A 26,769-nucleotide genomic window follows, 5' to 3' on the forward strand; every position below is an offset into this window, starting at 1 on the left:
AAGGAGAAAAAATGAAAGCAAAAATAGGGATTCTAACTATGTCCGATCGCGCAAGTGAGGGCACATACGAGGATAAATCAGGCCCAGCGATTAAAGAGGTACTTGACGGTTGGATAGTAAGCGAGAGAGAGTATTTTTACGAGGTGATCCCCGATGAGCTTGATCTCATAAAAGAGAGGCTCGTGCACATGATAGACGTGCTAGGATGCGACCTTGTGCTAACTACTGGGGGCACAGGACCAGCAGTGAGAGATGTCACCCCAGAGGCTACTGAGGCAGTTTGCGAGAAGATGATGCCAGGCTTTGGCGAGCTAATGAGAGCTGCGAGCTTAAAATATGTCCCAACAGCGATCCTATCACGCCAAACAGCAGGCATCAGAGGCCACGCGCTCATCATAAATTTACCAGGTCAGCCAAAAGCGATAAAAGAGTGCTTGGAGCCGGTATTTCCAGCGGTGCCATACTGCATCGACTTGATCGAGGGTGCATTTATTGAGACTGATGAAAACGTGATGAAAGTTTTCCGTCCAAAACAAAAGAAAATCTCGTAAATGAGTTTGACAGATAGCCTAAATTTAAAAGCCACCGCCTTTGCAAATAGGTGGCGACTTGTTATTAAAATTTGGCTTGTTTTTTCTTTTTTATCCTATGCGCTGGCCTACTATCTTGGGTTAGAGGTTTTTGGCTTTATCTCTGCCATTTCTATCTTTGGCTGTGTTTGCCTGCTAGCCTTTAGCTCACTTCTTTGGTTTATCGCTAGCCTTGTATTTTTGCAACCTTTGGTATTTTTACTACTTGAAAAATTTGATGAAAGCATTACTGTTTATGCTTTAGCCTGCTCAATTTGGCTGCTTGGCTGGATCACTTTGTCGCTTGTGGTCGATGATAAATTTGCAAGACCGGGAAATGACATCTTGCTAAAGATCACTCGCATAGTTCTTGTTAGCGAGTTTGCCTTGCTATATTTTTTTAACTACAACAGCGGCTTTAACATAGAGACTTTAATAAAGTCAAATTTGACAAAGTCGCTGCTTTTAGTGCTAAACTCCTATATGCTGCCATCGCTTGTGACGCTACTTATATTTGATATAAAAACATATATCGCTAGCAAAAATGAGTAAAATTTTACGTATTATTTTATGTAATTTATACTAAATTTAGCCGTTTTTGCTCTCTACTATCTTTTTTACAAGCTCCATATCGCTGTTCATCGCTAAACTCATGAAGCAAATGCCGTTTGCGCCAGCTTTTATGGCCTCTTTGTAGTTTTGGTTGTTTAGTCCGCCAAGTGCGTAAATTTCTTTATCTAAGTTTTTTAGCTCGCTTATAAAATTTAGCCCTTTTGGCTCTAAGCCCGCCTTGCAAGAGGTGGCAAATTTTTATTTTATCCACTACTGCTACCTCTTTAAATTTGATGCTTTCTAGCTGCTATTTTGATGTTTACTTTTGTATGTGTCTTTTTTGACTAGTTTTTAGTTTGTTACTGTTGCTAAATTTAATGAAATACACAGCGTTTATGTTATATTTTGCGGATTAAGTCAGAGTGGCGAAAATTTGCAAAGCATGGTATCAAAGATTGCTTGCATAGTGATTATTGGTAAATTAAATTTTTTAAAGCGGCTATTATTTGCATGCCTTTCAAGTCAAACATCACAGAACTTTTTTAGTTTTCAAACTCAAATTTGCCACCTCATGCAGCGTTAAAAGATAGATAAAACGTTTAAAACTTCAAGCCAATCGTTTAGATTTATTGGTTTTTGATCTTTGTTATCCATTTATATCGGTATTTGTTTCTTATTTTGAAAGACAGACTAGCAACATTTTGTAAATGATTTATAGCTAAATTTGTATTATTTTAAATAAATACTATACAAAATAGCATTTTAAATAATAAAAATTAAATATATATTTTTATTTTATTTATAAATTACCATATATGCCTAAAAAATTGTTAAAAAACTTGATAGTAATACTATCAAGGTTAAGTATATTTTTATCACTTTGTGCTATAATCTGCCAAAAATTTTAAAACAAGGAAAAGAAAATGGCAGATAAATTTGAATTTCAGACCGAGGTCAATGACCTTTTAAATTTGATGATCCACTCTCTTTACTCAAACAAAGAGATATTTTTAAGAGAGCTCATATCAAACTCAAACGACGCACTTGACAAGCTAAACTACCTATGCTTGACTGATGAAAAGTATAAAAGCTTAAGCTACACTCCAAGGATCGACATTAAAGTAGATGAAAAAGCTAAGACTTTAACCATCAGCGACAACGGTATCGGCATGGATAAAGACGAGCTCATCGCAAATTTAGGCACCATTGCAAGAAGTGGCACAAAAGGTTTTATGCAAAGCTTAAGTGGCGATGCCAAAAAAGATAGCTCGCTGATCGGCCAGTTTGGCGTGGGCTTTTACTCAGCGTTTATGGTGGCAAGTAAGATCGAAGTCATAAGCAAACGAACACTAAGTGAGAAGGCCTATAAATGGACATCTGATGCAAAAAGCTACGAGATCGAAGATGCCCAAAAAGATGGATTTGGCACGGATATAATCCTCCATTTAAACGACAATGAATTTGCAAATTCTTGGCGTATCGAAGAGATAGTCAAAAAATACTCAAACCACATCCCTTATCCTATTTTTATGGATAAAGAGAGCTACGTCGCACCAAAAGAAGGCGAAAAAGAGGGCACTTATGAGACTAAAAACGAGCAGATAAACAAGGCAAATGCGCTTTGGAGGCTAAATAAAGCCAGCTTAAAAGAGCAAGACTACAACGACTTTTATAAGCAAATTTCACACGATAGCAGCGATCCGCTACTTTATATCCACACAAAGGCCGAGGGCAAGATCGAGTATTCGACACTATTTTATGTGCCAAGCACGGAGCCGTTTGATCTCTTTAGGGTTGATTATCAAAGTGGTGTGAAGCTCTATGTGAAGAGGGTTTTTATAACTGACGATGCAAAAGAGCTTTTGCCGCCGTATTTAAGATTTATCAAAGGCGTGATCGACGTTGAGGATTTGCCACTAAACGTTAGCCGCGAAATTTTACAAGAAAATGCGATCATGAGAAGCGTCAAAGAGCAAAGCGTGAAGAAAATTTTAAGCGAACTTGCAAAAGTAAAAGAGAGTGACCGCGATAAATACATCAAATTTTACAAACTATTTGGCAAGGTTTTAAAAGAGGGACTTTATGGCTTTAACGCTGAAAAAGAGCAAATTTTAGACATTTGCCTATTTAAAAGCTCAAAAAGAGATGGACTTATCAGCCTAAAAGAGTACAAAGAGGCGATGAAAGAGGATCAAAAGTCGATCTACTACATCAGCGGCAACAACGAAAATATGCTAAGAAATTCGCCGCTTCTTGAGAGCTTTAAGAAAAACGACATCGAAGTGTTAATAATGGACGAAGAGATCGACACGATCGTCATGCCAATGGTCAATGAATTTGACAAAACACCTCTAAAATCAGTCTCGCATGCTGATATAAACGACGAGATCAAAAGTGATGAGAAGGTCGATGAGAGCAAGGTTGCAAACACACTTGTTAAGATGAAAGAGATCTTAAAAGACGAGGTCAAGGACGTTAGACTTAGCTCAAGACTTTCAAACTCGGCTGCGGTGCTAATATATGATAAAAACGATCCTGATTACGCTATGCAAGAGATGCTAAAACAGATGGGACAAGGCGCAAATGCTCCAAAAGTTAAGCCGATCTTGGAGATAAATGCCGATCATGAAATTTTTGCAAAACTTGAGAAAAATGAGGCAATGGTTTATGACATAGCACCTTTGCTTCTTGATATGGCAAGGCTAAATGAGGGCATGAGCCTAGAAAATCCAGCTAAATTTTCAGAACTTCTAACAAAAGTGATGATAAAAGCTATATAAAATTTGTAAGCCCAAAGAAATTTGGGCTTTTTAATTTGTAGTCTAGTAAAAGCTTAAAATACGAGCTAAGTTAAATTTGGCTCCATTGTTAGTTTGGCTTTTGCTTATTTTTGCTCTTTATATTTTAAAACTTGAGCGTAAATTTCATCTTTTAGTTTTAATTTTTCTTTTTTCAAGGCATCAAGCTCAGAGGCTTGCGCTGCTTTACTATCTATCTTTTCATTTAGCTCGTCATGCTTTTTGCAAAGTGCGGCAAAATAAACATCAGCTTTTTTCAACTCATTTATGAGATCAGTGTATTCGTGCAACATACGTAGCTCCTGTAAAAAATTTATAAATTCTAACAAGGCTTTGTAAATGTTTGGCTATCTAAATTTAGATATATAAAAGCTTCTGGTATATAGCGGTTAAGCCAAATTTATCACAAAATGAAAAAACTAAATGTATTTTAGTTCTTCTGGCTTGTGTTTGCTCTTTACTAGGCGTTTGGTTAGCCGTATGCCATCAACTGTGCCGATGACTAAAAGCTTTGTGCCTGTGCCAATTAGAGTGTCGCCATTTGGCATCGGGATAAATTTGTTATTTATGTCTCTAATGCCTACCACGTCAGCATTTGTGATATTTCTTAGGTGTGTCTCTTTTAGTCTTTTAAACCTTATCCAAGAGTAGTCAGGCACAAGAATTTCTTCTATATCGATAGGCGAGCTTTTTGTGTATAGAAATTGCTCGAGTAAATTTTCCATATCAGGTCTTACGCTCATGGCACTTAGACGCTGTGCGACTAGGCGAGATGGGCTTACGACGTTGTCAGCACCAAGTTTTTTAAGCCTTTGTGTGTCATCTTCACTATCGGAGTTTGTGATGATATGGTAAGGTTTTTTGCGGCCTATCTCTTTTTCATAAAGTCTAACAGATGCGATAAGTGCGATATTGTCAGCGATATTTGGGCTAAGAGTGATTAGTCCTTTTGCGCTTGAAAGATGCGTTTTTAAAAAGGCGATTTGAGTGTGAGGCTGAGCTTTTATGAAGTATGGATACTTGTAAATTTGAGCTAATTCTGCGATATCTTCTCTGTCATCAACCACTACAAATGGTATGTGATTTTCACGAAACTGAGCGCTAAGCTCGATCGTGTAGAGGTTGTGATAACAAATAACGAAGTGATTTTTTAGTCTTGCGATCTTGTAAAGCATACGCCTTTCCTTTAAAATGCTAATTAATGTGCCTCTTTTTAGAACTTCTACAACGATACCGATTGATAGCGTAAAAATGATGAAGCCAACAAGGATAAATGTTATAGTAAAAATTCGCCCCTTTGGAGTTATGGGTGCAACTTCGGTAAAACCGACCGTCGTGAAGGTCATGCCTGCTTGGTAAAAGGCATCTATGAGAGAGAAGTTATCTATAAAGATATAACCAAGTGTTCCAAAAAGTAACAGTAGTACGACTGAAATTAGTGGAAATCTAAAAGGTTTTAGTTGTTCGTAAAGCTCAGTATCTAGGCTTATTTCTGGTTTTGCGGAGTTTGACCAGTTGAGGAATTTTAAAAGTCTTGAGAGAAAAGACATAAATTCCTCTTCATTTTATCTCTTAGTTTGACTGTTTTTTCATAGTTCTTAGAGTAGAAGCAGCAACTTTTATTCTTCTTGTTGTGCCATCTTCTAGAGTAACACGGATAGTTCTAAGATTTGGTAAAAATCTTCTTTTAGTTTTATTGTTGGCGTGGCTCACGTTGTTGCCTACCATTGGTCCTTTGCCAGTTATCGCACATCTTTTTGACATTTTTTTTCCTTATAAACAAAAATTTCTGCTGATTTTATCTAAACAAAACCAAAGTATTGCTTAAAATGAACATTTATATTTATAAGTTTTGTTGATTTTTTATTTAATTAAGGCTAAAATAGCCCCAAAATAAAAAATCGGTAAAACAAAAATGCTAACTAAAAATCAAATAGATGAAATTTCAAATTTTATCTATACAATGCCCGATGTTTTTTACGAGTGCCAAAAGCACTTGGATGAGGGCGACATCACTACTGCTATGGAGCTTTTTAGAGGGAGTGAGACTTTTAAAGCGTACTTTGCAACGATAGTAAATTTAGGCGATTTTGGCGTTCAAAACTACACTAGAGATATCTACGCTATGGCTTATCCGCTAGGCATAGACAACCTAAAAATGATAATTTGCTCTTATTTTGTTTTTATCAAATCTCCAAAAAGATATAAGAATTTTGGTGTAAATTTACACTCGATGATGGAGTTTAATGCCAAATTTCTATCTGACTGGAGTAAACTTCTAAACTATCTTGGGCTAAAAAATCAAAAAAATTTATTTCTAGCTGCCTACGCGCTAATTTTGCTTATATTTTGCGAGCTTATCTTTTTGAAGTATCCACATTCGCTTAAACATATCGTTGGCTTTTCTGATATGAGCTTTGATAGGATCTTGCAGCGAAGGTTTGATATCTCGCTATTTGGAGTACTTTTAAAGCTTGCAGGATGGGAGAGCGACAGGCTCAATAGAGAGGAGATTTTGGTCTTAAAATACTTTAAAATTTTGCTCTCTTATGAGGCAAGTACTGCTAAATTTTTTGACTTTGGCATAGATAGGATCACCGATGTTAGCGTCCATGCTTCGGCTGATATGGTTATAAATTTAAAAAAGGCTCTTAGAAAATGAAAGTAACTTTTGAGGGCTCTTTAGCCATTGTTAGGCCATTTGGATTTTTAGAGGTTAATATCACCCCTTCAAGCATCAAAAAGGCCGAAGTAGAGCAAATTTGCGCAAGGCAGATAAGCGCCATTTTGCTTTCATTAAAAAATGTCACATTTTTTAGCCCACTTTGGCTAAATAGCACATGCGAGCACCTCTCAAGTATCGCTAAGCAGATAGGTGCTGAGTTTGCAGTCTGCGACTATGATGATACTTTTTACGAGCTTGTCGCAAAGACTTCAAAAAATATTTTGAGATTTTCACTCTTTGAAAATGAAAAAGTTGCGACGCTATTTTTAAATGATACTTTAGCAGATAGCAGCGAAGCCATCGTGATTTATAACAAAAACGAGCAGTATAAAGACTACATCAACTCGCTTTTGGAGCAAAAGTGTTACAAGTGTAAATTTGTAAAAAGCGTAGAAGAATTTAATGCTGCCAAACAAGCCTACAAATACACCATCAGCACCTTAAATCACATCGTTTTAGGCAAAAAAGAATTTAGCACCTTTGTAAGAGGCGATGTTGTCATTTACAAGACAGCAGGGCTCATAGATAGCTCTTTTGTGCAGAAATTTGACTATAAATTTCACGAAAGGTTGCAAAAGATAGGCTTTAAATTCTTTGTTTTTTGGTCTGATTCGGTCGGTGCTTTAAATACCATAGGTGCTAGTTTTTTGATAAAGCTATCTGAGCTGAGCCAAAAAAGTGGCGCTATAGTGGCGATTTGCGGCTTAAATGAGGGCAACATCTCAGAGACACTTGCATCAAATTTAAAAGCGGCAAAGATACTTTTATATAAAAAGATGGATGACTTTTTCAAAGATGACTCGACGCTCTATTTTAAAAAGCGCCTTATCGATATAGAGCCTACAAAGATGAATAAAAACTTGGTTGAGTTTTTGCCACTTGTGATCTCAAGTGTCACGGACGTGCTCTCGCCTTTGATAGAGAGTGAAATTTTATGCCTTGATGCAAAGATCAGCAACTTTAATGTAGAGGGCGAAAATGACTATTTGAGGGCTTGCGTGCTCTTTTATGGCGACGTACAGATGAGAATTTTGCTTGGTGTTAAAAAGGACAAGCTTGGCAAAATTTGCTCTATTTTTTCAGATAATGGCGATCTGGAGTGTGGCTGTTTAAGCGGATTTTCTCAAATTTTTAGTATCATTGCAAGCAAAATTTTAGATATTTTCATCGAGAGAAATTTAAAGGTAAAACTTAGCAACTTTAAATTTTTCGAAAATGAGATGTTTTTTGACAGGGCAAGCAGTGGAATTTTTGCCACATTAAATGCAAAAGAGAGCCAAACTGGCGTGATTTTTATAAGTAAATAAGGATTTAAAATGTACGTTGCACCTAGTATTTTGTCGGCTGATTTCGGAAATTTAGCAGCTGAGATAAGAGCCATTTGCGAGGCTGGGTGCGATCTGGTGCATGTTGATGTTATGGATGGGCATTTTGTGCCAAATTTAACTATCGGGCCAGTCGTGGTAAGTGCCGTTGCAAAGGCTGCTACAAAGCCACTTGATATACATTTGATGGTTGAAAATAACTCATTTTTTGCTGATCTTTTTTTGCCGCTAAAGCCAAAATTTCTAACCTTTCACATAGAAGAAGAGAAGCATCCAATGAGGCTCATCGATCACATCAGAAAAAACGGCGTAAGTCCTGGCATCGTGCTAAATCCGCACACGCCAGTTAGTGCGATCGAGCATATCATCGATGAAGTCGATATGGTGCTTTTAATGAGCGTAAATCCCGGCTTTGGTGGTCAGAAATTTATGCCAGTCGTGCTTGAGAAAACAAGGGCGCTAAGGGAGCTAATAGAGCGCAAAAACGCCAAGTGTCTCATCGAAGTAGATGGCGGCGTAAACGGACTAAATGCGCCTGATCTTGAAGAGGCTGGGGCTGATGTCTTGGTGGCTGGCAACTATATCTTCTCATCAAATTCTTACGAACAAGCCATTCGCGCCATAAAGCTTGAGTTTTGAAACCAAAAAAACAGCGTTTAGAAAATAGCATTGAAATTTTAGCTAGGCAAAATTTAGGCTATCACGAGTTTATCTTGAAATTTAGCGATATCGAGGAAATTTCATCGCTCATTGACGTGCGCGACCTTGATATGTGGCGAACCCTTGGGCTTGATATCACTAGAAATGAAAGCAACGAGATCGAGCTTGGCACGAGATTTAGAGATATTAGCGAGCAGGAATTTTGTGTCGTGGATATCGAAACGACTGGTGGCACGACAAATGGCCAGATCATAGAAATAGGCGCTATAAAAATGAAAAATGGCACCGAAATAGGGCGCTTTGAAAGCTTCGTGGCAGCTAGTGTGGTGCCTGAAAATATCACAGAGCTAACTGGCATAAGAGCAAGCGATCTAGTCGGTGCACCAAATTTGCTAAACGTACTTGAGCGATTTAAAGTTTTTCTTGGAACTAGCGTCTTTATCGCGCACAACGTAAATTTTGACTACGGATTTATCTCGCACAGCCTAAATGAGATCGGTCTTGGCATGCTGCTAAACAGAAAGCTTTGCACCATCGATCTTAGCCGCCGCACGATCGCCTCGCAAAAATACGGCCTTGGCTCGCTAAAAGAACTCCTTGGCATCAACAACACCCACCACAGAGCCCTAAATGACGCTATAGCAGCGGCTGAAATTTTCAAAGTCTGCTTAACTCGCCTGCCATTTAGCATACAAACAACAGAGGATCTCATAAGCTTTAGCAAAAATGCCCCAAGCGTAAAGCTAAAACCAGAACCAGTTTTAAAAGCTTTGGAGTAGGGCTGGTTTAAATTTAAGCCACTTGGCTGGGAATTTAGAAATTTGATTTAGCTATGACCTATTTAAACGAGATCGTCTATCTTTTCGCGGTTTGCAATCATCATGCTTTCAATAACGTCACGATCTATCGCCCTGCAAGCGCCGATCTTTGCAAAATCCCTGAAACAACGTTGCCATTGTGATAAATTTCTCGTGAATGTTAGTTTTTGCATGTGTATAGCCAAGCCGTCACTACTGATGACGTATTTTGCTAGGCAGTTTTGCTTTTGTAGCTAAATTTAGAGCTTGCGTTAAATTGAATAAATTTCTTTTGTTAAAACTGCTGGCTAAATTTGGAGTTAAATTTAGCCAGAAACTAAAATTAGTCTTTGGATTTAAGATTTAGGATTTATGGTAAAAATGGCTTCTAAACTTAAATTTAAAAGCCATTTATCTTTTAGCTCTCTTTTAAAAGCTTGCTTGCAAGCATATCTGCTTTTGCTTTGTCGGTGTCTTTTTTGACGGATTTATAAATTTTAGAGATGTAGTTTTCTAAAACTTCGTGGCAAGAGATCACTTTTTCGCCCTCGCGTCTAGCTACTTTTGTGTATTCGCCGTTATTTTGTAGCTCAAATGCTAGGTCGTTATCGCTTAGCTGAAGCTCTAAAATTTCAAGCAGTCTCTCTTGAAGCCTTGGCTCAAAAATAGGCGTCATAAGCTCCAATCGGCGCTCTAAATTTCGTGGCATCCAGTCAGCACTTGAGATGTAAATTTTTGGATTAGCGTGCTTGAAATATAAAATTCTAGCGTGCTCCAAGTATTTACCGATGATCGAGCGAACTCTGATGTTTTCGCTTTTGCCTTTTACACCTGGCCTTAGTCCGCACACACCGCGAACTATAAGATCGATCTTTACGCCTGCGTTTGAGGCGCGGCTAAGCTCATTTATCACGTCTTCGTCTATTAGCGCGTTCATCTTAGCGATGATCCTGCCTTCGCTACCTTTGCTAGCCTCCACTCTTATCTTTTCGATGATGCGCTCTTTTATCTGAAAGGGCGACATACTAAGGGCGTTTAGGCGGCGGTTTTTGTTATATCCTGATAGGATGTGAAAAAATGAGGTCGTATCTTGGCTAAATTCCTCTTTGCTTGTAAATAGGCTCACGTCAGTGTAAATTTTTGCTGAGCTGCCATTGTAGTTGCCAGTGCCAAAGTGCATGTAAAATTTGAGTTTATCGCCGATCTGGCGGATCACTTGGCTAACTTTTGCATGGACTTTAAATCCTGTGATACCATATATCACATGTGCGCCAGCATCTTCAAGCGCCTTTGCCCAGTGAAGGTTGTTTTCCTCGTCAAACCTTGCTTTTAGCTCAACCATCACGGTTACTTGTTTGCCGTCGCTTGCAGCGTCTATTAGGCTTTGAATGATCGGCGAGTTTTTATCGACCCTGTAAAGCGTCATGCGTATGGAGATCACCTTTGGATCTTTGCTCGCTTCTCTTATAAAGCTAACGACTGGATCAAAGCTCTCAAATGGATGAACTAGCAGCACGTCCTCTTTGTCTATGGCGTCAAAAATCGAGACGCCGTTGCCAAATGGAGGCAGGGTCTTTGGGGCGTAGGGCGGGTTTGCTAGGTGGCTAAAATTTTTACTCCCAGCTATCTCCCAAAGAGAGCTAAGTGTGAGCGGGATGCTTGAAAAGTAGATATCTTTATGAAAAATTTTCATGTGAAAATTTAAAAACTCTAAGATATCAGCGTCAGCGTCTTTGTCTATCTGCATACGCACAAAAGCCCCTTTTCTACGAAGCTTTAGCCCTTGCTCAAGTATCATCATAAAATCATCCGCCTCTTCTTCTTCGATGACGATATCAGCGTTTCTTGTCACTCTAAAGGCAGCTGAGCTAATGAGCTTATATCCTGGAAAAATTTCTTCTGCGTGGCGGTGCACGATTGTTTCAATCGGCACAAAGACGTTACTACTTGGCTGGGTAAATCTTGGCAAAACTCTTGAAATTCTTATCATGCCGTATTTTAAAATTTCAGGATGCTCGATATCAGCAAGCTTAACGGCAAGCGAGAAGCTAAGGTTGTTTAGGTGCGGAAATGGATGGGTCGCATCAACAGCGATAGGCACGATAACTGGCAGGATGTTTGAGAAAAAGTATTCGTCGCATTTTTGCTTTAAGCTATCATCAAGCTCGTCGTAGTTTTTGATAAAAAGACCCTCTTTACTAAGCGCATCTACGGTGCTTTTGTAGTGAGCTTCGACCAAATTTTGCTCATCTTGAAGATATTTTCTGATCTCACGTAGCTGATCAAGTGGGCTCATGCCGTCGCTGCTACTTGTCGTCACACCAGCTGCAAAAAGCTGCTTTAGACCAGCAACTCTGATCATGTAAAACTCATCTAAATTTGTCATATAGATCGCTAAAAATTTTAGCTTTTCAAGTAAAGGTATATCCTTTTCACACTGAGCGAGCACCCTTGAGTTAAAGCGTAGCCAGCTTAATTCGCGGTTGATAAAAAGAGTTTCGTTTTCGCTCATCATTTTCTCCTTATGATTTTTGATTATTTTATGATATGTGCGGTTATAAAGTTCTTATTTTGTTAAAAATTTAGTTACAATAGTGCAAATTTTAAACGTAAAGGTTTTTTATGTCGGATTACATTATATTAGTTGGCATTTTTGTTGTGGCGGTTGTTGTCTTTGCGCTTATCAAAAAGGTCTCTTTTTAACCTTTAAATTTCTCCCACCACAAGTAAGCAAAGATGAGCCCAAAGCCCTTGACCTTGCTCTCGTCAAAGGCAAATTTCATCATATCTTCTCGTTTTATAAAAACTAGCTCGATATCTTCACCATCGACGCCGCCACCTGCATTTACCCTCATACTCTCATCGATCTTTGCATAAAACATCGTTTGAGTGTTGCCGCCAAAGCCAAAAGCGCCATACGTCATCGTGATGCGCTCCATCTCTTTTAGCTCGTATCCAACCTCTTCGACTGCCTCTTCTCTAGCGGTTTGCTCCTCGCTTAGCCCCTTATCCATAAGCCCTGCGCAAAGCTCATAAGTAAAGCCTTGCTCACTTGTTTTGATGCCTTCTTTTTCTTGCGAGTACCAAACGGCTGGGCGAAACTGCTTGACAAACAAAAATGCATCTTTTTGCTCGTGATATAAAAATATACTAACGCTATTCATCACCTTGACGCAGTCCCAGTCCCTTTGCAAGCCATTTTGTTTAAATTTCATCTTAAATGGCTTTAGGTATTTTGACTCACCAAGAGGTAAAATTTCTAAATTTGTTATAGTAGTATCCATTTTGCAAGTCCTAAAAAGCTAAAAAATCCTATCGCATCAGTAAATGTAGTAAGAATGACGGCTGAACCAACAGCAGGATCTATGTTAAAGCGCCTTAGAGTCAAAGGTATGATCGTGCCAAAAAAGCCAGCAAAGAATAAATTTGTAACCATACTAAGGCCAATTACCACGCCAAGCATGCCTTTATCAAACCAAACAGCGGCTATGACGCCCATGATAGCGCCAAAGATGAGGCCATTTACGAGTGAGATCGTCACCTCGCGCTTTAAAACGCTCTTTGCATCTTTAAATTCTATCTCGCCAAGTGCCAAACGACGAACCGTAACAGCAAGTGCTTGCGTGCCAGTGTTGCCACCCATTGAAGCAACTATTGGCATAAGCACGGCAAGTGCGACGTAAGCTGCGATCGTCTCATCAAAAAGTCCGATGATAGATGAGCTAAAAAGTGCTGTTAGTAAATTTACACCAAGCCAAACCGCACGGCCACGACCCGCTTTAAATAGCGTATCGTCCTCTTCTGACTCGTCATCAACGCCAGCTAGGTTATAAATTTGCTCTGTAGCGCTCTCTTGGATGTAGTCGTGGATATCATCATACGTGATACGACCTAGCAGTATTCCAGTGCTACTTGTAACTGCGATAACGTTTAGATCGTACTCTTGAAACATATCAGCGACATCTTGCATGAGATCCATATCATTTGCCATGTGAGGCTTGTAGTGGTCGATCTGGGTTGATTCGATATTTTGTTTTAGCGTTTTTGTAAAGTCAAAAAGGATGAGATCTTCAAGCGGGATGGCGTATTGCAAAACACTATTTTTATCGATGATGAAAAGCTGCGAGACATTTTCTAGTTTGCCTTCTTGCTTCTCTTGTCTTAGTCTTGCAACTGCGCTGCCAAGCTTCTCTTCAAGATGAGCTGAAAATAGCTCTGTTTGCATGTGTGCACCAGCTCTATCCTCATCGTAGCTTCTAAGTCTTAAAATTTCGTTTTGATTTTCTTTATCTAGTTCGTTAAAAAGCTCTCTAGCCTTGTCCTCGTCGATATCCTCGATGTATTGGAGTAGGTCGGTCGCATCGTCACTCTCTAGCTCTTCGAGCGCTTCTACGATCTTTTCAGCTGGAAGCGTATCGATCACGTCTTTTAGCATGTGATCAGGTAACTCTATCGCCACGTCACCCAAAATTTCAGGATCTAGCTTTTCAAGATACTTGGCAAAAAGCTCCTCGTCATGCTTTTTAAGTGTTTTTAGGTGCTGGGCTAGCTCGTATGCAGAGAGCTCGCCGTCTTCTAAATTTTCATCTAAATGCTGATCTATCAGCTCTTTTGCTTCTTCTAGTTCTTGGCTCAAGTTTTACCTTTAAAAATCTATTACGTTAGGGAAAAATTCCACCTTGTGATACTCTTTGTCGTTGCTTAGAGCCTGTTTTATCAGCTCATCATTTCTATTTATGACTGCTTTAAATTTAGCAGACTCTTTTTTGTCTTCTATATTTTTTACGACCTTGATGGCGCTTTCTGGATTGATCGGTTTGCCGCCTAGATAGAGGCCAAAGTGCAAGTGTGGGCCAGTGCTCATGCCGCTTGTGCCAACGTATGCTATCAGCGTGCCTTGTTTTACTTTTAGACCGCTTCTTATGCCCTTTGCAAAGCCATTTAAGTGGGCATAAAGTGTCTCGTAGCCACCAGCGTGAGAGATGATGACGGTTCTACCATAACCACTCTTTTGTCCGACAAATTTGACCGTGCCATCGCCTGCGGCCTTGATCGGTGTGCCTTTTGGAGCACCATAATCAACCCCAAGGTGCGCTCTATATCTTTGAAGGATCGGATGCCATCTTTTTAGGGTGAAATTTGATGTGATCCTAGCGTTTGCAAGAGGACGAACGAGCAAAAATTTGTCATTTTTCTTGCCGTTTTTATCATAAAATTTATCTTCAAATTTATACATCACGTAGCGTTTGTTTTTAGTCTCTATCATCGCTGCGTAAATTTCAGGCGTGCCAAAAGAGCGCCCCATGCGTAGTTTTTGGTTATAGACAATAGCGATCGTATCGCCTTTATTTATCTTTTTAAAATCGATCCCGCTGCCGCTAAAAACCTCTTTAAAGCCAAGTGCTAGCGTGCCAGAGCCAGTGTAGTCAAAGATATCTTCAGAGACTGATTTATCGACTTTTAGGGCTAAAACTTTATCTTCGCTTTGGTATAAGATCGGGATAAACTCAAGCTGAAATTTGCCCTTGTCATCTCTATAAATATGTATCTGAAGCTCGTCACTAACGGGGATGAGGGCTTGCTTAACCTCGCCGTTATCGTCTTTGTAAATTTGATATTTTGTGCCAGCGATGATCTCTTCTGTTAGCTCTTGATCTTCGCTTGCTAGGTTGTAGTAAAGTGAAAGTGGAATTTTATTTGTTTCAAGGAAATTTAAAAAGCTGCTGCCATTTGGCCAACTAAGCTCATCGACAGTTGGTTTTATGGCATATAAATTTATACATAATATTGCAAAAATCACAAATATACGAGGCATCGATATCCTTTTAAAAAGCTGGAGGGGATTTTAACTAAAACTTGCTTTAATTTTGCAAAAGATAAAGCATTTTAGGCTATAATCGCTCTAAAAATTTAAACTTAGGAGATATTTTTGAAACGTATAATCGTGATTTTATCGCTGTTTTTTGGCTTTGCTTTTGGGGCTGATTTTTCTTTAAACGAGTATAGAACTCCTCTTATTAGCGTCGAGAGTGACGGCACAGCAACGATAGTTGATAGTCCTGAAATTTTGATCGGATCAAGCGGCGTCGTGCTTCACAAATTTGACACTGATAGTTCTATCATCGCAAGAGTGAGCGTTGTCTCTAAAAATGCCGGCTTTGCGAAGGTTAGATTTGAGGTGTTTGACCTGCTCGAGCAAAAGGCTCTTCCACTCCCTGGCATCGCACCTGCAAGTGGCGATATAGTCGTGCTAAACTACCTTTATAACCGCTCACTAATCGTCGTGCCAAATAAAGAAATTTATGAAGAGGTTTTAGGCGCATTTCCTAATATGATATTTATCCACCCAGATCTTGTTGGAGCATACTTAAGCTACGAATACAAGCCAAATCCAAGCAGAGACGACTTTAGAAAGATGTGCGCTCAAAGTGCAGCTGGTCTTATCTTTGTCGCGATGGATGGCAGAAGCGTTTTTGCTGATTGTCAAAGCTTTAAGGTGCTAAAAGAGTTCAAAACTGGCGAGGTTGAGTACTATCAACTGCCTTTTTACACAAGAGTTAGCGACATAGACACTGTATTTTGGAAGCTAAATAGCGAGCACATCAACAACTACGACGCTCACTACGAAAAACTTTTTGAAGAAGATAACTGATAAATGAGCCGTTTGTCCTTAAGCAAGAGCGATTTAAAGAGTGGTTTAAATTTGCTAGCTGCTCTTAAGGACAAAGAGCTCTTTCACTACGCAGCAAGCCTTAGCTTTCACACGATCTTATCGATCATACCGATACTTCTCATATCGTTTTCTATCTTTACAAAACTGCCTAGCTTTGAGGATTATTACGCCAAAATTCAAGACTTTGTCTTCTCGGCTCTTTTGCCAAGCAACCAAGAGATTATCTCAAACTACTTGCAAAATTTCCTCCAAAATAGCGGAAATTTAGGCATAGTTGGCTTTGTGGCGATGATATTTACTTCAGCTATGTTTTTTAGCGATTATGAATACGTAGTCTTAAAAGTGACAAGAGCTAGCAAGGCTAGGGGCTTTTGGTCGGCACTTAGCTCGTACTGGACGCTCATCACGCTTGCGCCACTCGGACTTGCTGGTAGCTTTTATCTATCAAGCCTCATTCAAGAGATGTTAAATTCAAACGTGATCACAAGCTCTATAAATTTTTTAAGCATAGTGCCATATCTCATCATTTGGGTGATATTTTGTGTCACATATCTCATCTCAGTAAATGACGAGATAAAATTTAAAAGCGCGTTTTTTAGCTCGTTTGCCGCCTCACTCGTTTGGTATCTTGGCAAGTCAGCCTTTGTCTATTACGTCCTTTACAACAAGACCTATTTAAGCGTCTATGGCTCATTTTCAGCCGTGCTTTTCTTCTTTGTCTGGATCTATATCTCGTGGATCATCTTTTTATACGGCCTAAAATTTTGCGCCTATCTCTCAAATAGCTCTAAATTTAAAGGATAAATTTATTGCCAGCTGGCTATTTTTGTAAATTTACCAGCTAGCAGGATATGCAATATTTTACGTTAAATTTTATGTATCTAGCGTTTAAACTCGCAAATTTCTATCTTTATGTCAAGCTCTTTGCTAAATTTACTCACAGCCTTTTCAAGCTCGTCTTTGTCAAAGCATATAAGATCAACATAAGAGTGCTTAGTGCCAGTCGCTGCGCCCATGCCTTCGCAAAAAGTACTACCTTCTAGCTCATCTTCTATCTTGTTTTTGCTATCAACACCAAACTGCACATCGCCGCCGTGATGTAGGGCTAAAAAGCAGAAATTTATGCCAAGCTCGTAAGCTTCATTATAGATATCGCTTTTGCCGTCATAGTATTCATTTAGCAGCGTAGTCAGGCTCGTATAGCCTATAAATACATCATCTCTTAGCGCATCTGAGCGAGGTTCAAGCTCATAAAAGCTAAACTGCTTAAGCGGTTCGCTTGATGCCTCTTTGCCAAATTTATCATCTATAAGATCGGCAAAGTCGGTAAGTGCGACGCCTTTTTCTCTTGGCTCATCTACGATCTCAAACTCCCCAAGCGTGTTTATCATCGCCGTCTCGCCAACAACGTTGTCGCAAAGTATAAAAGCTAGCGTGTAGGCCTTGTTTTCATCTTCGCTTTTTAGCTTGCTTAAAGTCTCGTTGTATAGGCACATATCCACGCTTTTTTCTTCAAAATTTGCATAGACCATGACCTCGCTTGCATCAACACTCACGCCATACATCTGTATAGTTGCTACTTCGCGTGGTGCACGTGGTTTGCCAAGCGTGCAAGTAAGTTTTGCTTCATACTCTTTTGGCATGCGTGATTTGATAAATTTAAGCCAAAAAAGCCTATATTTCATCCCTTCTGGGGTGAGCACTAGATCGATCTTGTCATTAACAAGACCTATCATAAAGGTTGGATCTACTAAACATAAATTTAGCGCCTCTTCAGTCATTTTGCTCGCTGTTTCGTAGTTTTTATCCTCTAAATTACGCTTGATGACGTCTAAATTTTTACCAAATTCGCTCCAAAATTTATCAACTCTGCTAGCAAAGCTAGAACTCTTTTTAGAAAACCACATCTTTATCCTTTTTATTAAAATTTTCGACATTTCTTTGCGTATAAATTTTCATCGATGGAAACTCTAACGCACTTAGTTTATCAAAACCAACTTCATTAAAAACGCAGCCTGTATCGATATCTGCGCTATTTTTATAAAATTTTACCTCTCTTACTGGCGTGTGACCATAGACGTTAAAGATGCCACTAACTTGCAGCTCATCGCCTCTGCCTGAGAGCAGGTGCTTTCTAAACTCTTCGCTAGCATATTTATCGTTTCTTAGCTCCCACATATTGCCAACGGCTGAGTGAGAGACTACCAGATGCTCGCCATTTTTGGTTTTATGGTCTTTAAATTCCAGATAAACTGGCCTGCTTTCTAAAAAATCCACATGCCTTTGTTTAAACTCCATGCTTTGTCCAAGATATGATCTATATGTCGCTTCACCGCCGTTTCCAAAGAACCAGCTCCTGTCAAATGGCACTTTGTTGTTTAAAAACTCAAATTTATTGTTTAGTAGCCTTCGCTCGTGATTTCCCATTACCATTTTATAGTCATTTTGCATGATAAGTTCGACCACATCGCAGCTAAAAAGCCCCCGATCTATCACGTCGCCAACAAAGCAAATTTGAGATTTTTCTTTGTTTGGAAACTGCTTGATAAGCTCTAAAAGCGTGTTAAAACAGCCGTGAACGTCGCCGATAATGTAAATTTGCTCGCTCAAATTTTCTCCTTTGCGCCAAATTTTAGTCTATTAAACTTAAAAATAAAGATTGTTAATTGTTGATAAATTTAGAATGAAATTTTATTTATGAAATTTAAAGCAGTAGGGGGCAAAACCCCCTAAAATCATTGTGCGTAAAAGCCGCTAACCTTGCCGGTGAGGTCTATCATAATGTTTTTCATCTGAGTGTAGTGCTCAAGTATGATCTTGTGCGTCTCACGGCCGATACCTGAGTTTTTATATCCGCCAAATGGGCTTCCTGCTGGGATTTGGTTGTAAGTGTTGATCCAAACTCTACCAGTCTCCATAGACCTTGCAACGCGAAGTGCTTTTGTGATGTCTTGTGTGAAAATTCCACCACCAAGGCCGTATTCGCTATCATTTACCATTTTGATAAGCTCGGCTTCATCTTTAAATTTGATGACGACGCCAACTGGTCCAAAGATCTCTTCCTGAGCCACTCTCATATCATTTGTCACATCAACTAGCAGCGTTGGCTCGACAAATGCGCCCTTGTCGCAACCATTTGCGGTGTAGGCTTTGCCGCCGACTGCTACTTTTGCACCTTCTTTTTTGCCGATCTCTACGTAGTTTAAAATTTGCTCGGCTTGTTTTTTATTGATCTGAGAGCCCATTTGAGTGCTAGGATCTAGTGGATCGCCAACTTTTATAGTGCTAAATTTCTTAACCGCAGCCTCGATAAATTTGTCATAAAAACTCTCTTCTACGAAAATTCTAGACCCTGCGCAGCAAACTTGACCTTGGTTAAATAAAATTCCAAGCTGAAGTCCGTCAAGCGCTTTGTCTAAATTTGCGTCGCTAAAGAAGATATTTGCGCTCTTGCCGCCAAGCTCTAGTGTGGCTGGGATGATACGGCGAGCCGCAGCTATGGCGATATCACGGCCGATCTCGGTTGAGCCGGTAAATGCTAGCTTGTCAAGACCTGGGTGGTTTTTGATCCACTCGCCACTCTTGCTACCTCTGCCGGTTACTATGTTTATCAAACCTTTTGGCAAAATTTTATCTATCAGCCTAAATAGCTCAAGCACGCTTAGGCTTGTCTCGCTTGAAGGTTTAAACACGCTCGCATCGCCTGCTGCGATCACTGGAGCTAGCTTCCAAGCTGCCATTAAAAATGGAAAATTCCAAGGCACGATCTGACCCACAACGCCTATTGGCTCGCGTAAAACGATAGAGAGTTGCTTTTCGTCAAGCACGTTTGCGCTGCCTTCTTCGCCCATGATGACGCCAGCAAAGTACCTAAAATGCTCGGCTGCAAAAGGGATATCGACATTTAGCGTCTCTCTAATCGGCTTACCGTTGTCCATGCTTTCAACTTTTGCTAAGTGCTCTTTGTGCTCGTCGATGATATCAGCGATCTTGTTTAGTAGCTTTGCGCGCTCGCTAACTGTGGTGTGTTTAAATTTATTAAAAGCCTCACGTGCAGCACGAACTGCGTCATTTACATCTTCTTCGGTAGCGTCAGCGATCTTTGCAAGATGCTCGCCGTTTGCTGGATTTTTGGCATCAAGTGTAGCGCCGTCTTTTGCGTCACGCCACTCACCATTTATGAAAAGCCCGTATTTTTCAAGTAGTTTCATACTTTTCTCCTTGATTAAGATTTTGTAAAAGGATTATAATATTAATAAAATTTATCAAAAATAAATTTTGGACATAAATTCTCTTTTTTAATAAATTTTATTGTTTAGAGTAGAGTGGTTTTAAATTTAACTCTGCCAAGTGAGCAAAAACGTAGTCTCGCCATCAAGCTCGCTTTGGCATTTTACGGTGATGTTATTTTTCTTGCAGCACTCTTTGACTAAATTTAGCCCTATGCCAAAGCCGCCTTGATCGTCGTTAAATCTCGTGTAGCGATCAAAAATTTTCATCTGATCATCTTTGCTGATGCCGCGCCCAGAGTTACTTATGCTAAAGAAATTTGGCTCTAAAACGATGCTAACCTTTGAATTTGGCGCTGCGTATTTTGAGGCGTTGCTTAAGAGGTTGTCTAAAATTTTACTCACATCCTCAAGGTCTGCGTTTATGAAGCTTGGCTTTAGGCTAGCATCTATCTTAAGCCCGCGTTTAGCAAAAAATGGCGAGAAGTAGCTAAGCCTTTGCGTGGTTAGTAAATTTAGATCGATTAGCTCTTTTTTGCTTGGTTTATCGAGGTTAAAGCTTAGATGAACGAGCGCGTCATAGATGCTGCCTAGGCTTTTTGCGGCAAGGCTGATGTTGTTAAAGCGCTTTAAATTTCGCTCATTTAGGTTGTTGCGATCAGCCGTTTCTATGCTCATCGAGATGACGCTTAGGGGCGTGTTTATCTCGTGAGTTGAGTCTTTTATGAAGTGATTTAGCGTATCTATCTTTTCATAAAGCGGTCTTAGGCTTAGTTTTGCTAGATAAAAGGCGACAAAGAGCAGGGCAAAGAGGAAAAATGCAGCCTTTAGTGTGGTCGAAATTTGCAAGGATAAAATTTCGCCGTTGATATTTTTGCCAACTAGAAAGATGTCTGCGCGTGCGAGCTCGTCTGTGGCGTTGTCCTCCATATACTGGATCTTTTCAAAGATCGCTACCTTGCCGTCTATCAAATTTACATTTTTGCCTTTGTTGATATTTTTGCACTCAAAATCTTTATAAATTTTCTCACCATTCTCCAGCACGATACAAGCATGTACGCCCTTTTCGTTTGTGAGGCTTGAGACCGAGTCTAGGCCATTCATCCTGGCTTTCATATATATGCCCATCTTGATCTCTTTTAGGCTTTTTACCTCGTTTAAGATGAGTGCTTCTTTTTTATTTTGGTAGTCGTGTATAAAAAAATAGCTCAAAAATAGCACAGAGCTAACAAGATAGAGGGATAAAATTTTAAATAAAATTTGCGTCTTTTCAGACATAGATGTAGCCGTCTCCACGCTTGTTTAAAATGGCATCTTTGCCTAAAATTTGGCGTAAATTTTTGATATATACACGAAGGCTAAGCTCGCTTGGCTCCTCGTCAAATTTCCAAATTTTATTAAAAATTTCATCTTTGGTTAAAATTTTGCCCTTGTTTTGCAAAAATAGGGCGAGCAGGTCGCTCTCTTTGCTCGAGATATTTACATTTTCGCCGTTTTTACTTAGAGTTTTGCTCTGTGGGTGAAAGCAAAGATCATCTAAAATTTTGATATCTTCGCCGTTTTGGTGTGAGAAATTTCTTTTTATGAGAGCTTGCATGCGGATAAGTAGCTCTTTTAGCTCAAATGGCTTTTTTAGATAGTCATCGCAGCCGCTTTTGTAGCCTTTTTCAAGGTCGTCTATGGTGTTTAGCGAGGTGGTAAATATGCTAGGTGTTGTGACGCCAAGCTCACGTAGCGATGAAAGTAGGGAGAAGCCGTCGCCTTGCGGGAGTTTGACGTCTAGTATAAGTAGGTCAAAATTTCGCTCGTATGCAAGATCTAGTGCGTCTTTGGCATTGTTTGTAGTGGTGACATCGTAACCATTTTCGCCCAGATACTCGCTTATTAGATCAAGTAATGTTTCATCATCTTCAACAAGCAAAATTCTGACCATCAAGTGCCTTTACATGCCTTTTTTCATTTCGTCTTTCATGCCCATGTCGTCTTTTTTCATACCCATGTCGTCTTTTTTCATACCCATGTCATCTTTTTTCATTTCGTCTTTCATGCCCATGTCGTCTTTTTTCATACCCATGTCGTCTTTTTTCATTTCGTCTTTCATGCCCATGTCTTCTTTTTTAGCTTCGTGTTTTTTGACAGGATGTTTTTTAGACATATCATCTTTCATCATCTGCTCTTTCTTCATCATCTCATCTTTGCCCATCTTGTCCTTTTGCATCATTTCAGTAGCATTTGCAAGACCGCCAAACATAAACATAGCACCAAGTGCAACTAAGATTAACTTTTTCATAAAGTCTCCTTTAAATTAAATTATGTTGCAATTGTAGTCACTTAGTGTGAAATAAGTGTGAATTTACGCAAATACAAAATAGATAACTGGTAACGTGATAAATGAAAAAAGTACACCAATGGCTACTGATGAGATGGCTAGTGAGCTATCAAGCCCAGCTTTTATGACCATCGCACTTGCAAGGGCTGATGTCGGCATCGCACATTGAAAGAGGCCAACGACCCAAGTTTTGCTCATCTGGATACCTGAGACTTTTAATATGATGAAAAATACGATAGCTGGCAAGATCATCTTGCACAAAAGCACGACGCTAACGCCTTTATATGAGCTTGTGATGCTACTAAAGTTAAGGCCAACACCGATCGCAAAAAGTGCCACTGGAGTGACGCTGCCTTCAAACATCCTAAGTGGCGCAAAGATAAAATCTGGAAGTGGGACTTCTTTTAAGACAAGACCCATAATGAGCGCGATAAATGGTGGAAATTTTAAAATTTTCATTGTATTTTGAAATAGCGAAACCTTCTCAGGTGCGGCAAAAGATAGGATGAGTGGTCCAAGGATCGAAAGTGGGATACCAGTGGCTATTTGATCGTAAAAGATGACCTCATTTACCATCGCATCGCCAAAGAAGCCCTGAATGACAGGCATACCGACAAATAGTGTGTTACCAAAAAGGCTTAGCATGACCATACTGACGGTTGTTATTTTGGTAAATTTAAAAATCTTACCTATGACAAATGCCAAAGCGGCGCTAATGGCGGTTGATGCAAAGCCGATTAGGATCGTGTTTATAAGTGAGGCATCGACATTTACGTGGTAAATTTTGTCAAAGATTAGCGCAGGCATTGCAAAACAAAGGACAAAATCCACAAATGGGATCGAGTGCTTTTGCTCAACAATGCCGACTTTTTTAGCAAAAAAACCAGTTGCGATTATGAAAAATATTGCAAAAAGTGGTGTGAAATTCATAGCAGTCTCTTTTAAGTTTGGAATTTACAAAGAATTGATTATATGCCCCAAAAGATTAAATTACAATAAACTTTTTTGGATTTTATCCTTAAATTTAAACCCTAGTATCAACCTTTTTGTAAAATTTATCTCTTTCATCTATCTTTTCTTTATTTTTTAGATCGTTTTCAAGATAGTTGATATTATAAATTTCTCTTGCGGATATGCTTTTGCCGCTATTTAGGCTGATTAAAAATTTGCTCTCAAATTTATTTGATAGGTTTATGATAGCGATCGCTCCAGCATCTTTTAGGCTTGTGATCTTGCCGCTTTGCATGACGCCGATATCATTGAAATTTAGGCTATTTAGCTGTGCATTGTCCATCTTTTTTGCATCTAAATTTACGCTAGTTTTTAGCTCGCTTGGCGTATTTAGCTTGCCAGTGTCATTGTAAAGCCCATTTACGTCTAGCTCTCTGCCACTATCAAATTTTAGTCTTATCGTGCCATCTTGATTTAGCTTCATAGCTATGACGCTATCGCTATCTCGCAGTGCAGTGGCAGCTGTGGCTTCATTTGTAGTAAAAGCCTTTTTTACTTTTTTTAAATTTGAGATGCTAAAATCAAGCCCAGTTACTTGCTTAAATTCATTTTCCATTGCGATCATTTTGGCGGATTTTGTATATTCAAGCTTTGATATGTAAGCGTCTGCATTTTCGTCAAATTTCTTTAAATTAGCGCTAAGATTTTCTATCGTCTTTTCATGCTCATCAAGCTCGGTGTTGTAGTCGCTATAAAATTTCATAAAACTATCTTTTTGAAATTTTGTATATGAGAAATTTTCACCTTTTTTGTGCTCTTTGCTTGACTCGATGATCGGGTTAAACTCGCTTAGTCTTGCACTATCATCAAAGCCTATTTTTGTGTAAGCGAAATTTTTAAAAGAGCTATCCTTACCAAAGATATTATTGTGCCTTAGATCGACCCAGCCGTCATTTTGAGCATATTTTTTAAAGAAATTATTTATATCATTTTTGCCTATCTTTTCATACCTATTTTCGGCAGCAAACAAGGTATTTGGATCTGAGGCGTAGTAGGAGTGCCTGTGATCGATCTCTTTTGTATCTACGTAAAGATCGGGACTATTTGTGGTTATTGCTTTGTGGTTTAGCTCTTCTCTTGCTATTTGGTTGTGATTTATGACATTTGTGCTGATAAACTGCCTAAGATCAACCTTGTCCGTGATGTCACTTAAATTTGCTATTTTTTCATTTCCGTCTTTGTCGTATCCTCTTACTTTTAGCTTGTCAAAGAGCATATCTTTTTGATCTAGTGTGCCGTCATTATTGCTATCAAAGTTAAAAAGTGCGCTGTTGTTTTCTAACTTTCCAACGCCTAGCTCGTCGTTATCGCCATAAATGTCTAAAAAGACTTCCACTTCACCATAATTTGTCTTTAGAGTGTTTGAGTAGGCGTAGTCGTTTAAATTTTTAAATTTTGTGTTTTCCAAGTAGCCACTTTTTAAGACAGGCAGCATGGCAGCGTCATCTGTGGCATTTATATTTTTAAAGTAGGCGTTTTTGCTAAAGCTATTAGAAGGTTCGTCTGAGTAAATTTTATTGTTGCTGTTTATTAAATTTTGCGAGTAATCTTTTAAAATTTCTTCTGCTTTTTGTATTGCTAGATGTTTGTTGTATTCTTTGATATCAGCTTCAGTTATGTAGATGGTATCTGTTTTGTTTGCTTCATAAAGTTCGTTAAGCTGGCTTAAATTTACTTTTGAGCTATTTTGATCACCATGATTTAAAAATCTTTTAGAGAGATTTTGCAAATCATCTAAATTTATAAAATCATACTTTTGCGGTGCAACATTCATCTAAAATCCTTTTAAAGATGTTGCACTTAATATCGGCTAAATTTATAAAATGTTTAAGCTTATAATGGTGCCCGAGGTCGGACTCGAACCGACACAAGGTTGCCCTTATCAGATTTTGAGTCTGACGCGTCTACCAGTTTCACCACTCGGGCTAAGTTAAGATTGATATTTTAGATTTGTGAGAAGAAAGAAAAAGGGGAGACTTGCTCCCCGAAAAAGAAAATTATTTCTTTTTACCTTTTTTAGCAGCGCCAGCAGCAACTGCTTCTTTAAGTTTTTTGCCAACTTTGAATTTGACTGCTTTGCTAGCAGGAACGTCGATTACTTTTTTAGTTCCAGGAACTCTAGCTTTCCTTGCAGCTCTGTCAGCAGTACCGAAAGTACCAAAGCCTATAAAGCTAATTGTATCGCCTTTTTCAAGAACCGCTTGGATTGTCTCCAAAGTAGCATCAACAACTTTTAGAGTATCTTTTTTTGAAAGACCAGCCTTGTCGGCAACCGCTTGAATAAATTCAGCTTTTTTCATGAACCATCCTTTTAAGAAGTTATGCGGCAATTCTACACTCTTTTAAAAAAAAATACAATACTTTTTCCCTAAATTTAGCTCTTTTTTTGCATTTTTTTAGTAAAAAAGACCAAATTTTGAACTCTCACTCACAAATTTCAAATGTAAGCTCGTTTTTTAGCCCTATTTTTTTCATATCTACAAGCTTTAAATTTTCAAAATTTAGAGCCATTAGTTCATCTTTACTTGTCACTTTAGCATTTGCGATCTGGCGCAAAACCTCACCTCTATAAGCTTTTGCATGGTGGCTTAGTATCTTTTTATTTTTCAAGAAACAAAATGTTGTAAATTCTTTTTTTACCACATAAAATTTCTCATAAAATTTAGCTCTAAGATCTAAAATTTCATCATTTTCTAAAAAACGATCGACCGCCTTGCTAAAATTTTGCTCGTAAAATTTAGAAATATCAAAGCCAGCTAGCTTTTCGCCTTGCTTTAGTTTGTACTCAGCTATCTCATCTTTTGCTAAAATTGGCCCAAATAAATTTGAAAATATCAAAACATTATTATCTATATATTTTTGAGCGTCATCGCTTAGTCCGCGGTAGTTTAGGTGTTTGTAGGCAACGCCATCATATCTTAAGATAGCTTTTATGCTACCTTTTTTAGATAGACTTTCTCGCAGTTGCTCGCTATCTTCAAGCTCTTTTAGTCCAAAAAGCTTTTTTATCTCGTCTAAATTTGCACTTTTTAAAAAGTCATCATATCTATTTAAAATTTCAGTCCTTTTGTTAAAAAGCTCTGGAAATATCAAATTTTTAC

Annotated in this window: 27 protein-coding genes, 1 tRNA gene and 1 pseudogene; 9 read left to right on the forward strand and 20 right to left on the reverse strand. The window is 38.8% G+C overall.

Annotation, left to right across the window (positions count from 1 at the left end):
• Positions 1–11 precede the first annotated feature (11 nt).
• Both mog and G6W43_RS07540 read left to right on the forward strand, forming a co-directional pair.
• Complete coding sequence (gene mog, locus G6W43_RS07535; RefSeq protein WP_009293784.1) at positions 12–551, forward strand: molybdopterin adenylyltransferase; 540 nt, start codon at positions 12–14, stop codon at positions 549–551.
• Positions 552–1,121: a hypothetical protein gene (locus G6W43_RS07540; RefSeq protein WP_012001695.1), complete on the forward strand. Its 570-nt coding sequence runs from the start codon at positions 552–554 to the stop codon at positions 1,119–1,121.
• Positions 1,122–1,157: 36 nt separating this feature from the next.
• Here the strand turns inward: G6W43_RS07540 and G6W43_RS07545 are convergent.
• Positions 1,158–1,364 (reverse strand): annotated as a pseudogene (locus tag G6W43_RS07545) (thiamine phosphate synthase); the annotation flags it as partial.
• 680 nt (positions 1,365–2,044) lie between these two features.
• Between G6W43_RS07545 and htpG the strand changes: the two are divergent.
• The gene (gene htpG, locus G6W43_RS07550) at positions 2,045–3,901 is read left to right on the forward strand and encodes a molecular chaperone HtpG (RefSeq protein WP_103617424.1); all 1,857 of its coding nucleotides are present in this window, start codon (positions 2,045–2,047) and stop codon (positions 3,899–3,901) included.
• Between the two features lie 104 nt (positions 3,902–4,005).
• On the opposite strand, the gene G6W43_RS07555 is transcribed toward htpG, so the two are convergent.
• The 3 genes from G6W43_RS07555 to rpmB form a co-directional block, all read right to left on the reverse strand.
• On the reverse strand, positions 4,006–4,212 hold the full coding sequence (locus G6W43_RS07555) for a DUF465 domain-containing protein (protein WP_103581349.1): 207 nt from the start codon (positions 4,210–4,212) through the stop codon (positions 4,006–4,008).
• 126 nt (positions 4,213–4,338) lie between these two features.
• Positions 4,339–5,469: a potassium channel family protein gene (locus G6W43_RS07560; protein WP_194169516.1), complete on the reverse strand. Its 1,131-nt coding sequence runs from the start codon at positions 5,467–5,469 to the stop codon at positions 4,339–4,341.
• A 22-nt stretch (positions 5,470–5,491) separates the two neighbouring features.
• Positions 5,492–5,683, reverse strand: a complete 192-nt coding sequence (rpmB, locus tag G6W43_RS07565) for a 50S ribosomal protein L28 (protein ID WP_002942221.1) — start codon at positions 5,681–5,683, stop codon at positions 5,492–5,494.
• A 151-nt stretch (positions 5,684–5,834) separates the two neighbouring features.
• Here rpmB and G6W43_RS07570 point away from each other — a divergent pair, with 151 nt between their 5' ends.
• From G6W43_RS07570 to G6W43_RS07585, 4 genes are read left to right on the forward strand one after another with little or no spacing between them, the layout of a single operon-like run.
• Complete coding sequence (locus G6W43_RS07570; protein ID WP_103608188.1) at positions 5,835–6,581, forward strand: hypothetical protein; 747 nt, start codon at positions 5,835–5,837, stop codon at positions 6,579–6,581.
• Complete coding sequence (locus G6W43_RS07575; protein ID WP_148824741.1) at positions 6,578–7,951, forward strand: prephenate dehydrogenase; 1,374 nt, start codon at positions 6,578–6,580, stop codon at positions 7,949–7,951. The genes G6W43_RS07570 and G6W43_RS07575 overlap by 4 nt, the downstream gene beginning before the upstream one ends.
• A 9-nt stretch (positions 7,952–7,960) precedes the next feature.
• Complete coding sequence (rpe, locus tag G6W43_RS07580) at positions 7,961–8,608, forward strand: ribulose-phosphate 3-epimerase (protein WP_103573831.1); 648 nt, start codon at positions 7,961–7,963, stop codon at positions 8,606–8,608.
• On the forward strand, positions 8,605–9,408 hold the full coding sequence (locus tag G6W43_RS07585) for a 3'-5' exonuclease (RefSeq protein WP_103617426.1): 804 nt from the start codon (positions 8,605–8,607) through the stop codon (positions 9,406–9,408). Before rpe ends, G6W43_RS07585 begins: the two co-directional genes overlap by 4 nt.
• 62 nt (positions 9,409–9,470) lie before the next feature.
• On the opposite strand, the gene G6W43_RS07590 is transcribed toward G6W43_RS07585, so the two are convergent.
• The 5 genes from G6W43_RS07590 to G6W43_RS07610 all read right to left on the reverse strand — a co-directional run bounded on the left by G6W43_RS07590 (position 9,471) and on the right by G6W43_RS07610 (position 15,241).
• Positions 9,471–9,620: a hypothetical protein gene (locus G6W43_RS07590; RefSeq protein WP_180997177.1), complete on the reverse strand. Its 150-nt coding sequence runs from the start codon at positions 9,618–9,620 to the stop codon at positions 9,471–9,473.
• A gap of 224 nt (positions 9,621–9,844) precedes the next feature.
• Positions 9,845–11,962 (reverse strand): RNA degradosome polyphosphate kinase, encoded by a 2,118-nt coding sequence (locus G6W43_RS07595; protein WP_262366897.1) that lies wholly within the window; start codon positions 11,960–11,962, stop codon positions 9,845–9,847.
• Between the two features lie 163 nt (positions 11,963–12,125).
• Positions 12,126–12,710 carry an NUDIX domain-containing protein gene (locus G6W43_RS07600; protein ID WP_103617428.1) on the reverse strand — a complete coding sequence of 195 codons (585 nt, stop codon included), beginning with the start codon at positions 12,708–12,710 and terminating at the stop codon, positions 12,126–12,128.
• A complete protein-coding gene (mgtE, locus tag G6W43_RS07605) occupies positions 12,695–14,062 on the reverse strand; it encodes a magnesium transporter (RefSeq protein WP_103617429.1) in 1,368 nt (455 codons plus the stop codon). Before mgtE ends, G6W43_RS07600 begins: the two co-directional genes overlap by 16 nt.
• 9 nt (positions 14,063–14,071) lie before the next feature.
• Positions 14,072–15,241, reverse strand: a complete 1,170-nt coding sequence (locus G6W43_RS07610) for a peptidoglycan DD-metalloendopeptidase family protein (RefSeq protein WP_021085605.1) — start codon at positions 15,239–15,241, stop codon at positions 14,072–14,074.
• Positions 15,242–15,355: 114 nt separating this feature from the next.
• Here G6W43_RS07610 and G6W43_RS07615 point away from each other — a divergent pair, with 114 nt between their 5' ends.
• Both G6W43_RS07615 and G6W43_RS07620 read left to right on the forward strand, forming a co-directional pair.
• Positions 15,356–16,078 (forward strand): plasminogen-binding N-terminal domain-containing protein, encoded by a 723-nt coding sequence (locus tag G6W43_RS07615; RefSeq protein WP_002942758.1) that lies wholly within the window; start codon positions 15,356–15,358, stop codon positions 16,076–16,078.
• A gap of 3 nt (positions 16,079–16,081) precedes the next feature.
• Complete coding sequence (locus G6W43_RS07620) at positions 16,082–16,903, forward strand: YihY family inner membrane protein (RefSeq protein WP_103639446.1); 822 nt, start codon at positions 16,082–16,084, stop codon at positions 16,901–16,903.
• Positions 16,904–16,980: 77 nt separating this feature from the next.
• Here G6W43_RS07620 and G6W43_RS07625 read toward each other — a convergent pair whose 3' ends face one another.
• The 11 genes from G6W43_RS07625 to G6W43_RS07675 all read right to left on the reverse strand — a co-directional run.
• Positions 16,981–18,006, reverse strand: a complete 1,026-nt coding sequence (locus G6W43_RS07625; RefSeq protein WP_149712255.1) for a hypothetical protein — start codon at positions 18,004–18,006, stop codon at positions 16,981–16,983.
• The gene (locus G6W43_RS07630; protein WP_103617431.1) at positions 17,993–18,709 is read right to left on the reverse strand and encodes a metallophosphoesterase; all 717 of its coding nucleotides are present in this window, start codon (positions 18,707–18,709) and stop codon (positions 17,993–17,995) included. The genes G6W43_RS07625 and G6W43_RS07630 overlap by 14 nt, the downstream gene beginning before the upstream one ends.
• 125 nt (positions 18,710–18,834) lie before the next feature.
• Complete coding sequence (locus G6W43_RS07635; protein WP_103569504.1) at positions 18,835–20,310, reverse strand: aldehyde dehydrogenase family protein; 1,476 nt, start codon at positions 20,308–20,310, stop codon at positions 18,835–18,837.
• 126 nt (positions 20,311–20,436) lie between these two features.
• On the reverse strand, positions 20,437–21,606 hold the full coding sequence (locus tag G6W43_RS07640; RefSeq protein WP_103617432.1) for a sensor histidine kinase: 1,170 nt from the start codon (positions 21,604–21,606) through the stop codon (positions 20,437–20,439).
• Complete coding sequence (locus G6W43_RS07645) at positions 21,599–22,261, reverse strand: response regulator transcription factor (protein WP_002940533.1); 663 nt, start codon at positions 22,259–22,261, stop codon at positions 21,599–21,601. Before G6W43_RS07645 ends, G6W43_RS07640 begins: the two co-directional genes overlap by 8 nt.
• Positions 22,262–22,270: 9 nt before the next feature.
• On the reverse strand, positions 22,271–22,618 hold the full coding sequence (locus G6W43_RS07650; protein WP_103617433.1) for a pyruvate kinase: 348 nt from the start codon (positions 22,616–22,618) through the stop codon (positions 22,271–22,273).
• 63 nt (positions 22,619–22,681) lie between these two features.
• Positions 22,682–23,587 carry an AEC family transporter gene (locus G6W43_RS07655; protein WP_002942203.1) on the reverse strand — a complete coding sequence of 302 codons (906 nt, stop codon included), beginning with the start codon at positions 23,585–23,587 and terminating at the stop codon, positions 22,682–22,684.
• A 94-nt stretch (positions 23,588–23,681) separates the two neighbouring features.
• Entirely contained in the window at positions 23,682–25,442 is a 1,761-nt protein-coding gene (locus G6W43_RS07660) for a response regulator (protein ID WP_194169517.1), read from the reverse strand.
• A 65-nt stretch (positions 25,443–25,507) separates the two neighbouring features.
• Positions 25,508–25,594 (reverse strand) — tRNA-Leu (locus G6W43_RS07665).
• A gap of 71 nt (positions 25,595–25,665) precedes the next feature.
• Positions 25,666–25,968 (reverse strand): HU family DNA-binding protein, encoded by a 303-nt coding sequence (locus G6W43_RS07670; RefSeq protein WP_012001719.1) that lies wholly within the window; start codon positions 25,966–25,968, stop codon positions 25,666–25,668.
• A gap of 124 nt (positions 25,969–26,092) precedes the next feature.
• Positions 26,093–26,769 (reverse strand): YaaA family protein (locus G6W43_RS07675; protein WP_194169518.1); only part of this gene is annotated, 677 nt, incomplete at its 5' end.

This window comes from Campylobacter concisus, from assembly GCF_015229965.1.
GTDB lineage: Bacteria > Campylobacterota > Campylobacteria > Campylobacterales > Campylobacteraceae > Campylobacter_A > Campylobacter_A concisus_BD.

What these genes read in the sequence shown, in the direction of transcription:
- htpG (WP_103617424.1), top strand. Translation starts at nt 2,045, where the DNA reads ATGGCAGATAAATTTGAATTTCAGACCGAGGTCAATGACCTTTTAAAT.
- G6W43_RS07560 (WP_194169516.1), bottom strand. Translation starts at nt 5,469, where the DNA reads ATGTCTTTTCTCTCAAGACTTTTAAAATTCCTCAACTGGTCAAACTCC.
- G6W43_RS07635 (WP_103569504.1), bottom strand. Translation starts at nt 20,310, where the DNA reads ATGAAACTACTTGAAAAATACGGGCTTTTCATAAATGGTGAGTGGCGT.
- G6W43_RS07655 (WP_002942203.1), bottom strand. Translation starts at nt 23,587, where the DNA reads ATGAATTTCACACCACTTTTTGCAATATTTTTCATAATCGCAACTGGT.
- G6W43_RS07660 (WP_194169517.1), bottom strand. Translation starts at nt 25,442, where the DNA reads ATGAATGTTGCACCGCAAAAGTATGATTTTATAAATTTAGATGATTTG.
- rpe (WP_103573831.1), top strand. Translation starts at nt 7,961, where the DNA reads ATGTACGTTGCACCTAGTATTTTGTCGGCTGATTTCGGAAATTTAGCA.
- G6W43_RS07600 (WP_103617428.1), bottom strand. Translation starts at nt 12,710, where the DNA reads ATGGATACTACTATAACAAATTTAGAAATTTTACCTCTTGGTGAGTCA.
- G6W43_RS07570 (WP_103608188.1), top strand. Translation starts at nt 5,835, where the DNA reads ATGCTAACTAAAAATCAAATAGATGAAATTTCAAATTTTATCTATACA.
- G6W43_RS07650 (WP_103617433.1), bottom strand. Translation starts at nt 22,618, where the DNA reads ATGAAAAAGTTAATCTTAGTTGCACTTGGTGCTATGTTTATGTTTGGC.
- rpmB (WP_002942221.1), bottom strand. Translation starts at nt 5,683, where the DNA reads ATGTCAAAAAGATGTGCGATAACTGGCAAAGGACCAATGGTAGGCAAC.
- G6W43_RS07625 (WP_149712255.1), bottom strand. Translation starts at nt 18,006, where the DNA reads ATGTGGTTTTCTAAAAAGAGTTCTAGCTTTGCTAGCAGAGTTGATAAA.
- G6W43_RS07555 (WP_103581349.1), bottom strand. Translation starts at nt 4,212, where the DNA reads ATGTTGCACGAATACACTGATCTCATAAATGAGTTGAAAAAAGCTGAT.
- G6W43_RS07645 (WP_002940533.1), bottom strand. Translation starts at nt 22,261, where the DNA reads ATGGTCAGAATTTTGCTTGTTGAAGATGATGAAACATTACTTGATCTA.
- G6W43_RS07620 (WP_103639446.1), top strand. Translation starts at nt 16,082, where the DNA reads ATGAGCCGTTTGTCCTTAAGCAAGAGCGATTTAAAGAGTGGTTTAAAT.
- G6W43_RS07640 (WP_103617432.1), bottom strand. Translation starts at nt 21,606, where the DNA reads ATGTCTGAAAAGACGCAAATTTTATTTAAAATTTTATCCCTCTATCTT.
- G6W43_RS07575 (WP_148824741.1), top strand. Translation starts at nt 6,578, where the DNA reads ATGAAAGTAACTTTTGAGGGCTCTTTAGCCATTGTTAGGCCATTTGGA.
- G6W43_RS07540 (WP_012001695.1), top strand. Translation starts at nt 552, where the DNA reads ATGAGTTTGACAGATAGCCTAAATTTAAAAGCCACCGCCTTTGCAAAT.
- G6W43_RS07670 (WP_012001719.1), bottom strand. Translation starts at nt 25,968, where the DNA reads ATGAAAAAAGCTGAATTTATTCAAGCGGTTGCCGACAAGGCTGGTCTT.
- mog (WP_009293784.1), top strand. Translation starts at nt 12, where the DNA reads ATGAAAGCAAAAATAGGGATTCTAACTATGTCCGATCGCGCAAGTGAG.
- G6W43_RS07610 (WP_021085605.1), bottom strand. Translation starts at nt 15,241, where the DNA reads ATGCCTCGTATATTTGTGATTTTTGCAATATTATGTATAAATTTATAT.
- G6W43_RS07590 (WP_180997177.1), bottom strand. Translation starts at nt 9,620, where the DNA reads ATGCAAAAACTAACATTCACGAGAAATTTATCACAATGGCAACGTTGT.